1 protein-coding gene and 1 pseudogene are annotated in these 1,146 nt (G+C 63.5%); both read left to right on the forward strand.

Annotation, left to right across the window (positions count from 1 at the left end):
- Positions 1–337 precede the first annotated feature (337 nt).
- Positions 338–733, forward strand: coding sequence for a Fur family transcriptional regulator (locus ELR45_RS03365; protein ID WP_240759118.1), 396 nt, complete (start codon positions 338–340; stop codon positions 731–733).
- 88 nt (positions 734–821) lie between these two features.
- A pseudogene (locus ELR45_RS36640) lies at positions 822–1,146 on the forward strand (hypothetical protein); the annotation flags it as partial.

Here is a 1,146-nt window from a genome sequence, read left to right on the forward strand (position 1 = left end):
ACCGCGACGGCGGACGCCATGCGCTCGGGGGCCCACCAGGTCAACTGTGCCTGCGCCGCGCCGGAGCCGAGGATCGGCGTGTAGTGCGCTGGGACTACGGCTGAGCCGAAGGCGACGATCGCGTCCACGTCGTCTGCTTCCGCCATGCGCACCTGCACACTCATATCCCCTCTACCCTCGCTTGCGTCGCGGCCACGCGGGGAAGCATACGCCGCTACATGAGAACAGGCATCATCACCACAGTTGTTGAAAGTGACAATCATTTCTTCTTAGGCTAAGGGCGATGTCGGGTCGTCGGTCATCGTGAGAGGCAACTGTGACGGAGATGGTGTCGAAGGTGTGGTCGACGCGACAGAGCGCGGCGGTGCTGCGGCTGCTCGATGAGACTGACGGCTTCCATAGCGCGCAGGAGCTCCATGCGATGCTGCGCGAGCAGGGGATCTCGGTCGGGCTGTCCACGATCTATCGCATCATGCAGAGGCTCGTCGACGCGGGTGAGGTCAACGTCGTTCACGGTCGTGGCCACGAGGCGAAGTATCGCCGTTGCGAGCACAGACGGCATTACCACCTGATCTGTCGGCTGTGTCACCTTGCTGTCGAGGTAGACGACGCAACACTCGACGCCTGGGCCGCGTCGTTGGCACAGGAGCACGGCTTCGTCGAAGTCGACCCCACCCTCGAAGTCCTTGGCCTGTGCCGTCAGTGCGCCGTGCAGCATGAGAGAGGCGAATGAGAACCGGTCTCATTATCTGTTACGGTGGTGGGCAGTTCGTAACGGCACAGCGAAGGGAGCAGAGCGCCGTCGGCGCTCAAGATCACCGATGACGATTCATACAAATGTCCTGCCCGGGGTGAAGCGTCGGACGCTTGGCCGTCGTCACCGGGCTGCCGTTCTCGCCGGCCTGGCCCTGCCTGGAATGTTGCTGGCTGCCTGCGGCGGCGATGACGACGAGACGACCGAGACGAGTGACGAGACCGTCGAAGAAGAGGCAGACAACGACGAGGCGAACGAGTCTGACGCCGACGAGACTGCTGAGGCCACCGAGCAGGCCGCCCGGTCGCCACGGCTGGCGATCACCTATGACGGCGGCATGCAGGTACTTGATGCCGCGACCTTGGATGTCGTCGACGACATCGAGCTGGACG

Origin of the sequence: Phytoactinopolyspora endophytica, assembly GCF_004138495.1 — a bacterium.
Classification (GTDB): domain Bacteria; phylum Actinomycetota; class Actinomycetes; order Jiangellales; family Jiangellaceae; genus Phytoactinopolyspora; species Phytoactinopolyspora endophytica.